The organism is Streptomyces sp. NPDC058257, from assembly GCF_042881845.1.
Classification (GTDB): Bacteria; Actinomycetota; Actinomycetes; order Streptomycetales; family Streptomycetaceae; genus Streptomyces.
Map to the genome: position 1 here is coordinate 57,188 of NZ_JBHVXJ010000029.1, position 13,084 is coordinate 70,271.

The window sequence follows — 13,084 nt, forward strand, 5'->3', positions numbered from 1 at the left end:
TTTCCGGAAAGGGGCAAGGAGGCGGGGAACCCAGAGCGGGGTCAGTCCTGTGCGCGACCGGTGGTGACGCGCGCGATCATCAGGGCGACCAGGATGATTCCGCCGTAGATGGCCTGGATCCAGAAGGACGGCACCTGGGCGAGAGTGAGCAGGTTCTGTACGACGCCGAGCAGCAGGACGCCGGTGAGGGCGCCGAACATGGTGCCCTTGCCGCCGTCGAGGCTGATGCCGCCGATGACCGCGGCCGCGAACACGGTGAAGATCATGTTCTGGCCCTGGTTGGCGTTGATCGCGCCGACGTAGCCGGTCTGCATGAGTCCGCCGACGGCGGCGAGGACACCGGCGACGACGAACACACCGAGCATCACGCGCTCGACGCGGATACCGGCGGCGCGTGCCGCGTCCGCGTTGCCGCCGATCGCGTACAGGGCGCGCCCCACCCGGTGGTACTTGAGGACGAAGCCCGCGATGCCGAAGGAGACCGCGGCCAGCCACACCGAGAGCGGGATGGTCAGGAACGTCGAGGTGGCGAGGGTGTAGAAGGCGTCGGGCATACCGAAGAGCGTCTTGCCCTCGGTCGCGCCGACGAGCAGTCCGCGCAGCACGATCAGCATGGCGAGCGTGACGATGAACGCGTTGAGCTTGAGCTTCACCACGAGGATGCCGTTGAAGGCGCCGATGACCGCGCCGACGACGAGGATCGCGAGCAGCGCCACGGCGGCGGGCATCTCGGTACCGAACCCCGCCTGTGCGGCGGGCAGTACGAGCAGCGCGCCGACGGCGGGCGCGATACCGACGACCGATTCGAGGGACAGGTCGAACTTGCCCGTGATCAGGACGAGAGACTCGGCGAGCACGACCATCGCGAGGGCGGCGGAGGCGCCGAGGATGGAGATGAGGTTGCGTTCCGTGAGGAACGAGTCGTTGACCAGGGTACCGAGCAGCATCAGGAGCAACAGGGCCGGTACCAGGGCCAGTTCGCGTGCGCGGCGAAGGACGATGCTCCTCGCGGCGCGGCTCTCGGCGGTGCGCTTCGGTGCGGGGGCAGCCTGCGCGGCTGGGGCCTTGATGTCAGCCATGGTGGTCTCCTTGTGCCTCGGCCGCGGGCCGGTGGGGGCCTGTCGCGCCGTTCCCCGCGCCGCTTTCGGGGCTCGTCCGGCCGACCCCCTCGATTGACGCGATCAGGTCGTGGTCGTTGAAGCCCGCCGCGTGCTCCGCGACGACCCGGCCGTGGAAGAGGACCAGGACGCGGTCGCAGCGCCGCAGGTCGTCGAGCTCGTCGGAGACGACGAGGACGGCGGTGCCGTCCTCGCGGGCGTTGTCCATGCGGGCGAGCAGTGACTCCTTGGACTTCACATCCACGCCCGCGGTGGGGTTGATGAGGACGAGGAGTCGGGGGTCGGAGGCGAGCGCCCGCGCCATGACGACCTTCTGGGCATTGCCTCCGGAGAGGTCGGACACGGGCTGATCGGGGCCCTCGGCATGGATGTCGAGGCGGTCGATGAGCTCCTCGGCGAAGCCGCGCTTGCGCTCGGTGCCGACGAAGCCGTACTTACCGAGCCGGTCGAGCACGGTCATCGTGGCGTTGTCGCCGATCGTCATCCCGAAGACCAGGCCCTGGTCGTGCCGGTCGCGCGGCACGCAGCCGACGCCGGCCCGCAGAGCCGCGGTCACGTCCCCGAACGGAAGCCGCCTGCCATCGAGCTCAGCACTGCCGCCGTCCGGCATGTGCAGCCCCGCGATGGTCTCGGCGAGGTTGATCTTGCCGCTGCCGCTGGATCCGGCGAGGCCGACGACCTCGCCCTTGCGGACGGTCAGGTCGATATCCGTGTACGACTCGCTGGTGAGGCCTTTGACGTCGAGCATCACCGGTGCGTCGGCCGGGACATCGGTGCGCACGACGGACTCCTCGGCAGCGGCCTGGTCCCTCAGGGCCGCCTCGCCCGCCATGGCCTCGACAAGAGCGGCACGCGGCAGTTCAGCGACGGGCGCGGTGGTGATCCAGCGGGCGTCGCGCAGGACGGTGACGGTCTGGCACACCTCGTACACCTCCTGGAGGTGGTGCGAGATGAAGAGGAAGGTGACGCCGGACTCCTGGAGCGCCCGCATGCGCGTGAAGAGCCGCTCGATCTCGCGGTTGTCGAGCTGCGCGGTGGGCTCGTCCAGGACGATGAACCGGGCCCCGAAGCTCAACGCCCGCGCGATCTCCACCATTTGGCGGTCCTCGACCTTGAGGTCGGCGGTGCGCGCTTCCGGGTCGACCCGCACGTCCCAGGTGTCGAGCACCTCGGCTGCCTGAGTGCGCAGCTTGCGCCAGCTGATGAAGCCGCCGCGCCCTTGTGGCTGCCGGTTGATGAAGAGGTTCTCGGCGACGGTGAGGTCGGGCACCACGGTGGGCTTCTGGTAGACGCAGGCCACCTTGCGGCGCCAGGCGTCGCGGTCGGTGAGCGGTGGTGCGGGCTCGCCGTCGAAGAGGACGGTGCCCGCGTCCGGGGCCTGGAGTCCGGTGAGGATGGTGACGAGGGTGGACTTGCCCGCGCCGTTGCGGCCGACGAGGGCGTGGGACTCACCGGGCAGGACGGTCAGCTGTCCGTCCCGCAGCGCGACGGTGGGTCCGTACCGCTTGGCTATGCCGGTGGCTTCGACGAGCGCGGTCGGCGCTGTCGGCCCTGGCGCGGGGGGCTTGGTCATCGGCGTACTCATTTGACCGTGTTGCCCCACAGCTTGGAGTCGTCCACGTTCTCCTTGGTGACCAGCGGAGCGGGCAGCTGGTCCTCGAGAATGCCGCTGGGCAGCTTCACGATGGTGGAGTCGTGGTCGGTCGGACCGGGCTTGAACTTCTTCCCGTTCATGGCGGCCTTGATGTAGAACATCCCGTACTTGGCGTACGCGTCGGCGGGCTGCGACACCGTGGCGTCGATCTGGCCCTTGCGGATGGCGTCGAACTCCTGCGGGATGCCGTCGTTGGAGATGACGGTGATGTGCCCCTTCTGGCCCGCCTTCTTCAGCATTCCCTTGGACTTCAGGGTCTGCAGGGTGGGGGCGAGGTAGACGCCGCCCGCCTGCATGTAGATGCCCTCGATGTCGGGGTTGGAGTTGAGCAGCGTGTCCAGCTTCGAGGCGGCCGTGTCGGACTCCCACTTGGCGGGGATCTCCAGGACCTTGAGCTTCGGGTACTTCTTCTTCACGCAGGTGCGGAACGCCTCGGAACGCTCTCGGCCGTTGACGGAGGCGAGGTCTCCCATGATCTGGACGACCTTGCCGGTCTTGACCTGCTCGCCGAGGTAGTCACAGGCCTTCTCGCCGTACGCGACGTTGTTGGCCCGCACCACCATCGCGACCTTGCCCTTCTCGGGGGCCACGTCGACGGCGACCACGGGCACGCCCTTGCGTTCGGCCTGGTCGAGCCCGGCGGAGATCGCGGCGCTGTCGAGGGGCGCGACGACCAGCCCCTTGACCCCCTGGTTGAGCTGGTTGTTGATGTCGGTGATCTGCTGCGAGGGATCGCTGTTGGAGTTGACCGTCTTCAGCGCGTCGACATCCCCGGACTTCGCCATCTTGGGTACGTAGTCGTTGTACGACTGCCAGAACGGTGAGGTCAGCAGGGGCAGGATCACCCCGACCTTGCCCTCTCCGCCGCCTTCGCCGCCCGCGGGCGCCGCACTGTCCTTCGTACTGCCACATGCCGTGAGCACGAGGGACGCGCAGGCCGCCGCGGCGGCGATCCGCGCCGCTCGCGAAATCCCTGCCCTGCTGGACCTGTTGCGCACTGTTCTGCCGGCCATCTGACGGCTCCTCATCGAGCGTGAATCGGGCGAAGTCCTGGTTGCGTTCTGGCGGGACTCAGTGAGCCCCAGCGACTGATGGGCGAATATTTATCAGACCACTTGGCGCTCACAACACCCCTCGACGCCAAGTTTTCCTAGTTTCAGGCCGTAGTGGTCCGACCACATCTCTGATTAGACTGCGGCGCAGCCGGCTAGTGGAGGAGCGTTACGTGGACCAGACCGCCCCGCAGAAGGGCACCGTGACGCAGCGGGCCATCGAGCAGATCAAGGCGATGATCGGCGAGGGCCGACTCGAACCGGGCGAGCGGCTGCCGACGGAGCGGGACCTGGCCACGCGGCTCGGCATCTCGCGGAGTTCGATGCGGGAGGCGATTCGCGCGCTCACGGTGATGGGCGTCCTGGAGGCCCGGCACGGCTCGGGCATCTACGTCACTCAACTGGAGGCCGGTGACCTCCTGGAGACCTTCGGCGTCGTGGCCGACCTGTCACGCGGACCCCGGCTCGTGGAACTCCTGGAGGTACGCCGGGTCCTCGAATCCACGGCGACGGCGCTGGCGGCGGCCCGCATCTCGGCCGATCAACTGGCTGACGTGGCAAAGCACTTGGAGGCGATGAACGCCACGGAGGACCCGGAGGAGATCCTCTCCCACGACCTGGCGTTCCACCGCACGATCGCCTTCGCCGCGGGCAACGACACGATGGCGGCGATCCTGGAGGGCCTGTCCTCACGCACGTTCCGCGCGCGGGTGTGGCGCGGCTACCAGGAGGAGGGCGCCTTCGAACGCACCCGCCGGGAGCACGCCCGCATCCACCGGGCCCTGGTCGCCCGGGACCCGGAGGCGGCCAGAGCCGCGGCGGCGGCACACGTGGGTGAGGTCGAGGAGTGGATGCGGGCGCAGCTGGACGGGTAGGACGTCCTAGCCGATGAGGGTCTCCTTCGGGCGGACCACGCAGAACTCGTTCCCCTCCGGGTCGGCCAGCACGTCCATGACTCCGCACCGCTCCGCCCGGCCTCCGCCCTGCGGGCACCCGGCGCAAGCAGCCGCCCGATCTCCTCGTCCCGATCCGCCGCGGCAGTCGTCAGATCGAGATGCGGACGGTTCTTGACGACCTCGCGGTCCCTCACCGGCAGGAAGCAGATGCCCACGGGCGCGGTCTCGTCCGGTCCGATCACCACCTCCCGTTCCCGTTCCCGTTCCCGCTCGGACAGGATCCACCAGCCCAGCGCCTCGGCCCAGAACCGGGCCAGGGCGGGCAGATCATGGGCGTCGATGACGAGGTGACGCAGCGGGACAGGCATGCCGGTCAGTGTGTCCCGGTGATGCCCCGGTGATGCCCCGGGGCACGACGACGCAGGCGCCGGACGGGCTGGATCCACCACCCCGTCCGGCGCCTGAGCGCTGCTCCCTCTTCTCAGCCTCTGGTCAGCGAGACATCACGCCCGCGTCAGCCGCAAAGTCATCAGCTCGAACGGCCGCAGCGTCAGCGCGACACCGTCACCCGAGCGCTCCGGCGCGACGGCGTCCGCGAGGGGCCGCTCAAGGAGGTCCGTCACCTCTACGGTGCCGACCGGGAAGCCCGCGGCCAGCGTCGCCTTGGCCCGGCCACCGCGCGACTCGTGGAAACGGACGACCACGTCACCGCTGCCGTCGTCGGCGAGCTTGACCGCCGTGACGACCACGGCGTCGTTGTCGACCGTCACCAGCGGCGCCACCTCCGCGCCGCCGGTGATCCGCCGCTCGGGAAGGTTGATCCAGTAGCCCTCCCGCACCGCGTCGCCGATCCCCGCCCCCGGCACGAGCGCGTGCCGGAAGCGGTGGACTCCCTGGTCCGTCTCGGGGTCGGGGAAGCGCGGGGCGCGCAGGAGCGAGGCGCGCACCGTCGTGGTCGTACCGGCGTCCGACGCGCGCACCGTACGCGTCACGTCATGGCCGTACGTCGAGTCGTTGACGAGGGCGACACCCCATCCCGGCTCCTCCATGTGCACGAAGCGGTGGTTGCACGCCTCGAACTTGGCGGCCTCCCAGCTCGTGTTGGTGTGCGTGGCCCGGTAGAAGTGGCCGAACTGCGTCTCCGAGGCGTACCGCTCCGCGTGGATGTCCAGCGGGAACGCCAGCTTCAGGAACTTCTCCGTCTCGTGCCAGTCGACCTCCGTGTCGATGTCCAGGCGCATGGAGCCGGGCGCCAGGGAGAGCACCTGCGTGAGCCGCGAGTCGCCGAAGGTCCGCACGACACGGACCGACGTGCCGTCCTCGCCCGCCTCGATCTCGTCCGCCTCCGTGAGATCGGTGACCGTGTTCCGGTAGAACTCGTCGACGTCCCACGCGTCCCACATGTTCGGGAAGTCGGCGTGGATCTGCGGCAGGTTCGCCGCCTGGCCGGGTGCGACGGTCTCCCGGTCGGCCACGATGTCGTACGCCGAGACGATCAGGCCGCGCGCGTCGATCTCCACCCGCAGCAGGCCGTTGTCGAGGACGTAACCGCCGTCGGCGCGCGAGGCGATCGCCGACTGGCCGTCGATGGCGGCGGGGCGAGCGCCGCCCGCGGGCACGCCGTCCCGGGTGTGCGGGGTGGAGTTGAAGACGAGGGTGCCCGTACTGCCGCCGTCGCCCGCCAGTGCGCGCTGGGCCGCATCGATGATGCCGTTCAGCTCGTCGGCGACGGCCGCGTACGTCGCACGCGCCTCCCTGTGCACCCAGGCGATGGACGAACCGGGCAGGATGTCGTGGAACTGGTGGAGCAGGACCGTCTTCCAGATGCGGTCCAACTCCTCGTAGGGGTAGGCGAACTCCGGCGCCCGGACCGCCGCCGTGGCCGCCCAGAGCTCCGCCTCCCGGAGCAGGTGCTCGCTGCGGCGGTTGCCCTGCTTGGTGCCCGCCTGACTGGTGAGGGTGGCGCGGTGCAGCTCCAGGTACAGCTCGCCCACCCAGACGGGGGCGTTCGGGTACTCCGCCTCGGCCTTCTCGAAGAAGGCGGCGGGGGTCTCCCACTCGACGGTCGCGGAACCCTCCAGGTCACGGAGGCGTCCCGCCTTCGCGATCATCTCGCGGGTGGTGCCGCCGCCTCCGTCGCCCCAGCCGGTCGGCGCCAGGGAGTGCCGGGCGACTCCCTTGTCCTTGAAGTTCTTCGCCGCGTGGGCGATCTCGCTGCCCTTCATCGAGCAGTTGTAGGTGTCGACGGGCGGGAAGTGCGTGAAGATCCTGGTGCCGTCGATGCCCTCCCAGTTGAACGTGTGGTGCGGGAAGCGGTTGGTCTGCGACCAGGAGATCTTCTGTGTCAGCAACCACTTGGATCCTGCCGCCTTGATGATCTGCGGAAGACCGGCGGCGAAGCCGAAGGTGTCGGGCAGCCACGCCTCGTCGTTCTCGATGCCGAACTCGTCCAGGAAGAACCGCTTGCCGTGCACGAACTGGCGGGCCATCGCCTCCGAACCCGGCATGTTCGTGTCCGACTCGACCCACATGCCGCCCGCGGGCACGAACCGCCCGTCCGCGACCGCCTTCTTCACCTTCGCCCACACCTCGGGCCTGTGCTCCTTGACCCACGCCCACTGCTGCGCCTGCGACATCGCGAAGACGAAGTCCGGCTCGTCCTCGATGAGCGCGGTCATGTTCGACGTCGTACGCGCGACCTTGCGCACCGTCTCGCGCAACGGCCACAGCCACGCGGAGTCGATGTGCGCGTGGCCTACGGCGCTGATGCGGTGGGCCGAGGGTTCGGCGGGGCTGGTCAGGACGCCTTCGAGCTCGGCGCGGGCCGCGGGCGCCGAACCGTTCACGTCCTGGAGGTCTACGGCGTCCAGGGCGCGGCCGATGGCACGTACGACGGCGTAGCGGCGCCCGGAGTCCTCCGGAAGCTCCAGCATGAGCTCGCCGAGCACTTCGAGGTCGATGACCAGTTGCCACACGGTCTCGTCGAAGACGGCGAGGTCCATGCGGGCGAGCTTGTACTGGGGCTCGCTGCCTGCCGTCTCCTTGTCGCCGAGCTGCGTGGGCAGGAAGGGGTGGTAGTCGAGGATGACAGGGTTGGACGCGGCCTCGATGTGCAGCTTGACGTCTTCGCCGCCGGTCGCCGGGGCGGCGATCCGCACCCACTGGTTGCGGGGGTTGAGGCCCTTCACCGGGGTGCCGTCGGGGCGGTAGACCAGGCCTTCGCACTGGAAGCCGGGCATGTTCTCGTCGAAGCCGAGGTCGAGGATGGCCTCGACGGTCTTCCCCGCCCATTCCGTGGGCACGGTGCCCGTCACCTGGAACCAACTGGTGGACCAGGGGGCGCCCCAGGCGGCGCCCGCCCTGGTCGGCTCGGGGGTGGCGGCGAGGCCCTCTTCGACCGGCACGGGCTCGCCGGGGGCGGTCCATACGGCGATGTCCAGGGGGATGGACTCGGGGTAGACGGCGGGGCGGATGCGCTCGTCGAGGACGCGCTTGAGGCGGGCTTCCACGAGGGTGCGGTCGTCGTGCATGGTGCTCTCCGTTTGTGTGTGGGGTGCGGGTGAGGGGGGCGGTTCATCTCCCCGGCCCGCGTACCGTTGATCACCGGCTGCGCCGAGTTCGTCCTCAACCGCCGCACAGGCTGATTCCTTCAGCCCTCCGGCGTTTGAGGAGCGGGGGTCTGGGGGCGGAGCCCCCTGCGCGGCGGGGCCGCCAATAGATACAGCCGGGAAGGGGCGGGATCGGGGAAAGAACCCCTTCTTCGACCTAGCCGACCTCCCTCGCCCGCACAACCTCCGTGATACCCCGCGCAGCCAGATGCGCAGAGTCGTCAGCCCTGCTCGCCAGAACGGTGGTGGGCCGGACCCCGTCCGCGACGAGGCGGGCGAACGTCTCGAACACCGCGCCCCCGGGCGCACACGCGGACCGCCGCGCGGGGTCGTCGTCGACCACCAGAGCGGTCCCCCGCACCGCGGGCGCGTACTCCCGCCCCCGCCACTCCTTGGCGATCCGGGCCAGCGCCTCACCCCCGGGCTTGACCCGGCCGTCGTTGGTGAACAGACCCAGGCTGTATTCGAGTTCGGGGAAGTCCGCAAGGGAACGCGACACATCGTGCGAGCACCACCACGTCACCCCCCACACGTCCGTGCAGTCGAGCGCCGCCTCCACCGTCGCCTCGGTGAAGGACGCCGCGTGCTCGGCGGGGATGAGGGGAGCGGGCGCGCCCACCTCCTGGAGCCAGACGGGGCGGTGCGGATCGTCCGCCCATGCCTTGGACAGCTCGATCATGTACGCCGCGTGGTGCGCGGTGGCGACCCCGTCGCGCCCGTGCCGCTGGGCGGTGCCGTTGAACACCCAGGAGTGCACGGCGGTCGCGCCGCCGAGCCGCGCGGCCTGGGCCGGGGTGAAGGGCTGGTCGTCCTGGTACCAGGCGGCGTCGTACTCGGCGTGCAGATGCAGCTTGCCGGGGGCGCCCTCCTCGCACGCGGCGAGGACCCGCCGCAGCCACTCCCCCGCCTGCTCCTGCGTGATGCGGTCCGGATCGGGGTGCGGTCCCGCCGAGAACTGGTTGACCTCATTGCCGATGGTCATGCCGATGAAGTTCGGCCGGTCGGCCAGCGCGGCGGCGAGCGTGCGCAAGTACGTGACCTCCCCCGCCACCACATCGGGGTCGGTGAAGATGTTCCGCCGGTGCCACGTCTGCGTCCACGCGGGCAGGAAGTCGAAGCTCGACAGATGCCCCTGCAGTCCGTCGACGTTGACGTCGAGCCCGCGCTCGGCCGCGGCGTCCGCGAGGGCGACGAGCTGCTCCACGGCACGAGGTCTGATCAGGGTGCGGTTGGGCTGGAAGTACGGCCAGATCGGGAAGACCCGGATGTGATCGAGCCCGAGCGCGGCGATCGCGTCGAGATCGGCGCGCACCGCGTCGACATCGAAGTCGAGCCAGTGGTGGAACCAGCCCTGGCTCGGCGTGTAGTTCGCGCCGAAGCGCGGCGCGGACCGTGCGGGCGGTTCGGACGGCGCGGACGGTGCGGGCTGTTCCGACGATGCGGGCGGTGCGTCGGCAGAAGGCACACGTGTGGTGCTGGGCATGCGAGTCCTGGTTCTCGGGGGTGTGGGGGCCCGGTGCGGGGCCCGGGGTACGGAAATGCGGCGGTCGCGCTCAGCCCTTCACGGCGCCCTCGCCCACCCCGCGGAAGAAGTACCGCTGCAGACAGGCGAAGAGCACGATCAGCGGAAGCACGGCGATGACCGTGCCCGCGGCGACGAGCCGTTCGTCGTTGGCGAAGGTGCCGTGCAGATAGTTCAGGCCGATGGTCAGGGTGAACCTGTCCGGGTCGCTCAGCACGATCAGCGGCCACAGGAAGTCGTCCCACGCGCCCATGAAGGCGAAGATCGCCACCACGGCGAGGGTGCCCTTGACCGCGGGCAGGGCGATCCGCAGGAACCGCTGCCATACGTTCGCGCCGTCGACGTACGCCGCCTCCTCGATCTCGTAGGGCAGGTTCAGGAAGGCGTTGCGCATCAGCAGGACGTTGAGCGCGGAGACGCATCCGGGCAGCAGCACACCGATGAGGGTGTTGTTCAGGCCCAGCTCCCGCATGGTCGTGAACTGGGCGATGATGATGCCCTCCACGGGCACCAGCATGGCGAGGATGAAGACGATCGTGGCCGCCCTGCGGCCCCGGTAGCGCAGGCGCGCGAGTGCGTAGCCCGCGAGCGTGGCGCCCACGCAGTTGGTCACCACGTTCGCGGCGGCCACCTTCAGGGAGTTGAGCGCGTAGTCCCAGACGGGGATGGTGTCGGCGACCCGCTCGTAGTTGTGGAGGGTCGGGCTGCCGGGAAGGAACTTGGGCGGGGAGCTGAAGATGTTCTCGTGCGGCCCCTTCAGGGATGTGGACAGCTGCCACAGGAAGGGGCCGATCATCAACGCCAGTACGGCGAGCAGGAGCCCGTAGCGCAGGACGATCTCCCACACGGGCATCCGGCGGCCGTTCTCGTCGGTGATCCGCCCGCGCTTGCGGGCGCCGTCCTTCCGGACCTTCCCCGCCGCCTTCTTCTCCGCCTGCTCGGTCTTCGGTGTGTCCGTCGCGATGCTCACGCGTCCTCCTTCCGGTCCGCGCGCAGCACGAGCAGCATCAGCGCGACGGTGACGACGAAGACGACGACCGAGATGGCCGACGCGTACCCGACGCGGCCGGTCAGGCCCGTGCCGACGCGCTGCACCAGCATCACGAGCGTGGTGTCCTCGCCCGCCGGACCGCCGTTGGGTCCGGCCATCAGATAGACCTCGGAGAACACCTTGAAGGCGGCGACCGAGGACAGTGCGGCGACCAGGACCATCGTGGAGCGCACGGCGGGCACGGTGACGGTGAAGAAGCGGCGTACGGAACCCGCGCCGTCCACCGACGCCGCCTCGTGCAGCTCGCGCGGCACGTTGGCGAGAGCGGCCAGGTAAATGATCATGTAGTAGCCGAGGCCCTTCCAGACCGTGACCGTCATGGCGCTCAGCAGAAGCAGCCACTGATCGCTGAGGAAGCCGACCGAGCCGACGCCCACCGCCTCGAGCAGCGCGTTGACCAGACCCCGTTCATCCAGCATCCATACCCAGATCAGGCCCACCACGACGATGGACGCGACCACCGGCGTGTAGAAGGCGGACCGGAAGAAGGTGATGCCGGGTATGTGCTTCTGGACGAGCATCGCGAGCAGCAGCGGCAGCAGGACGAGCGCGGGGACGACCCCGACGACGTAGAGCGCCGAGTTGCGCAGGCCGATCCAGAACATGTCGTCGTGCAGCAGCTCCCGGAAGTTGTCCAGGCCGACGTACTCCCCCGGTATCAGGGTCCGCTTGTCGGTGAAGGAGTTGATGAGCGTACTGACGAACGGATAGAGGATGAAGATGCCGACGATCAGCAGCCCGGGCGCGGCGAACAGCCAGGGGCTCGACGGTAGTTGGCGCCTGATGCGGCGCCGTGGACCGCCGTCGGCGGCGGCACGGGGAACGGTGGCGGCGCTGGAGCTTTTCATGGTGGTGGTCCTGTGTCGTCTTCTCAGCTCTGCTTCAGCAGCCGGTCGCAGTTCTTGACAGCGTTGTCAAGCGCTTCCTTGGGGCTCTCCTTGCCCTGCAGGGCCTTGCCCACGCTGTTGCGCAGCTCGATCTTCATCTGCTCGCTGAACAGCACGGGCGTGTAGTTCACCGCGGTCTTGATGGACTTGGCGGCGGCGATGCGCACGCGTGTGTCGTCCGTCCCGTCATCCTTGGTGAAGTACGGGTCGTCGAGCGAGCCCTCCGTGCTGGGGAAGATCGCGACCTTCTTGGCGAAGGACATCTGGTGCTGGGCATCCGTCACGTAGTGGGCGAAGGCCACAGCGGCGGGCGTCTGCTTGGTGCGCGTGTTGACCATCACCCCCATCACGTACATGTTGTCCTTGCCCGTGTTGGTGATCTGCGGGGTGATCCCGATGTTCTTGTAGAGGGAGGGCGCCTCCTTCTTGAACTTGCCGAGGTCCAGGGCGCTTCCGGGGTTCATGGCGACGGCCTCGGTGAGGAACTTCTTGCCCGTCGACTCGGGTGTCGCGTTGAGCGCCTGACCGTCCAGCGCCTTGGCGTCGTACAACTCCTTGTACTTCTTGAGGAGTTCGACGCCCTTGGCGCTGTTGAAGGTGAACCTGGTCCCGTCCTTGTCCATCAGCGGTACGCCGTAGCGGCCGAAGTCCTCGATGGTGGGGATGTTGGCGAGCGTGGCGGTCTTGCCCTTGCTCTTCTTCGACAGCTGCATGGCGTCGTCGAAGAGGTCGTCGAACGTCGTCGGGGGCTTCTCGGCGTCGAGCCCAGCGCCCTCGAAGAGCCGCTTGTTGTAGAAGAGCGGCCCGGTGTTCAGGTACCAGGGGAAGGCGTACGTCCCCTCCGTGCCCGGTATCTGGTGGCTCTTCCACGCCCCTGGCAGGTACTCCTTCTCGTACTTGCCCGCGGCCTTGTCGAGGTCGAGCGCGAGTCCGGCCTTGGCGAGCGGGGCCACCAGGTCGGGCGAGACGTTGACGACGTCGGGGAGGGTGCCGGCCGCCGCGTCGGCGCTGATCTTGTCGGCGTAGCCCTCGCCGGGCTGGTCGACCCAGTGCACCTTCGTGCCCGGGTACTTCTTCTCGAAGCCCTTGACGACGCCCTCGAAGTACGGCTTGAAGTTCGCCTTCAGGTTCCAGGTCTGGAAGGTGATCTCGCCCTCGATCTTGCCGGACGCGTCCGTCGAGCCACCGCTGTCACCTCCTCCGCCGCAGGCGCTCAACGGCAGAAGCACGGCGAGGGCGGCGGCAGCGGCGGCTGCCCTTCTGGTGATGCGGGGGTGTTGGGAGATACGCACGGTG

General features: G+C 69.0%; 9 protein-coding genes and 1 pseudogene. 1 reads left to right on the forward strand and 9 read right to left on the reverse strand.

The genetic code is table 11. The features are described from left to right. Positions 1 to 41: 41 nt before the first annotated feature. Genes ACFVXC_RS39505 through ACFVXC_RS39515 form a run of 3 tightly spaced genes read right to left on the reverse strand, consistent with a single transcriptional unit; the run spans position 42 to position 3,785 of the window. Positions 42 to 1,079 carry an ABC transporter permease gene (locus ACFVXC_RS39505; RefSeq protein WP_389916130.1) on the reverse strand — a complete coding sequence of 346 codons (1,038 nt, stop codon included), beginning with the start codon at positions 1,077 to 1,079 and terminating at the stop codon, positions 42 to 44. Further along, a complete protein-coding gene (locus ACFVXC_RS39510; protein ID WP_389916132.1) occupies positions 1,072 to 2,691 on the reverse strand; it encodes a sugar ABC transporter ATP-binding protein in 1,620 nt (539 codons plus the stop codon). Before ACFVXC_RS39510 ends, ACFVXC_RS39505 begins: the two co-directional genes overlap by 8 nt. Before the next feature lie 8 nt (positions 2,692 to 2,699). Then, positions 2,700 to 3,785, reverse strand: a complete 1,086-nt coding sequence (locus ACFVXC_RS39515; protein ID WP_389916134.1) for a sugar ABC transporter substrate-binding protein — start codon at positions 3,783 to 3,785, stop codon at positions 2,700 to 2,702. 212 nt (positions 3,786 to 3,997) lie between these two features. On the opposite strand from ACFVXC_RS39515, the gene ACFVXC_RS39520 reads away from it, so the two are divergent. Further along, positions 3,998 to 4,699 (forward strand): FadR/GntR family transcriptional regulator, encoded by a 702-nt coding sequence (locus ACFVXC_RS39520; RefSeq protein WP_389916136.1) that lies wholly within the window; start codon positions 3,998 to 4,000, stop codon positions 4,697 to 4,699. A gap of 6 nt (positions 4,700 to 4,705) precedes the next feature. Here ACFVXC_RS39520 and ACFVXC_RS39525 read toward each other — a convergent pair. The 6 genes and pseudogenes from ACFVXC_RS39525 to ACFVXC_RS39550 all read right to left on the reverse strand — a co-directional run bounded on the left by ACFVXC_RS39525 (position 4,706) and on the right by ACFVXC_RS39550 (position 13,080). Then, positions 4,706 to 5,088 (reverse strand): annotated as a pseudogene (locus tag ACFVXC_RS39525) (VOC family protein). A gap of 135 nt (positions 5,089 to 5,223) precedes the next feature. Next, positions 5,224 to 8,250 (reverse strand): alpha-mannosidase, encoded by a 3,027-nt coding sequence (locus tag ACFVXC_RS39530; RefSeq protein WP_389916138.1) that lies wholly within the window; start codon positions 8,248 to 8,250, stop codon positions 5,224 to 5,226. 235 nt (positions 8,251 to 8,485) lie between these two features. After that, positions 8,486 to 9,811, reverse strand: coding sequence for a glycosyl hydrolase (locus ACFVXC_RS39535; RefSeq protein WP_389916140.1), 1,326 nt, complete (start codon positions 9,809 to 9,811; stop codon positions 8,486 to 8,488). Between the two features lie 70 nt (positions 9,812 to 9,881). Continuing rightward, on the reverse strand, positions 9,882 to 10,703 hold the full coding sequence (locus tag ACFVXC_RS39540; RefSeq protein WP_389916223.1) for a carbohydrate ABC transporter permease: 822 nt from the start codon (positions 10,701 to 10,703) through the stop codon (positions 9,882 to 9,884). 113 nt (positions 10,704 to 10,816) lie between these two features. Further along, complete coding sequence (locus ACFVXC_RS39545) at positions 10,817 to 11,749, reverse strand: carbohydrate ABC transporter permease (RefSeq protein ID WP_389916142.1); 933 nt, start codon at positions 11,747 to 11,749, stop codon at positions 10,817 to 10,819. A 23-nt stretch (positions 11,750 to 11,772) separates the two neighbouring features. Then, on the reverse strand, positions 11,773 to 13,080 hold the full coding sequence (locus tag ACFVXC_RS39550; RefSeq protein ID WP_389916144.1) for an extracellular solute-binding protein: 1,308 nt from the start codon (positions 13,078 to 13,080) through the stop codon (positions 11,773 to 11,775). Positions 13,081 to 13,084 lie beyond the last annotated feature (4 nt).

Excerpts from the sequence above, each read along its gene's own strand:
- ACFVXC_RS39505 (WP_389916130.1), bottom strand. The coding sequence starts at position 1,079 with ATGGCTGACATCAAGGCCCCAGCCGCGCAGGCTGCCCCCGCACCGAAG.
- ACFVXC_RS39510 (WP_389916132.1), bottom strand. The coding sequence starts at position 2,691 with ATGACCAAGCCCCCCGCGCCAGGGCCGACAGCGCCGACCGCGCTCGTC.
- ACFVXC_RS39515 (WP_389916134.1), bottom strand. The coding sequence starts at position 3,785 with ATGGCCGGCAGAACAGTGCGCAACAGGTCCAGCAGGGCAGGGATTTCG.
- ACFVXC_RS39530 (WP_389916138.1), bottom strand. The coding sequence starts at position 8,250 with ATGCACGACGACCGCACCCTCGTGGAAGCCCGCCTCAAGCGCGTCCTC.
- ACFVXC_RS39535 (WP_389916140.1), bottom strand. The coding sequence starts at position 9,811 with ATGCCCAGCACCACACGTGTGCCTTCTGCCGACGCACCGCCCGCATCG.
- ACFVXC_RS39540 (WP_389916223.1), bottom strand. The coding sequence starts at position 10,703 with ATGCCCGTGTGGGAGATCGTCCTGCGCTACGGGCTCCTGCTCGCCGTA.
- ACFVXC_RS39545 (WP_389916142.1), bottom strand. The coding sequence starts at position 11,749 with ATGAAAAGCTCCAGCGCCGCCACCGTTCCCCGTGCCGCCGCCGACGGC.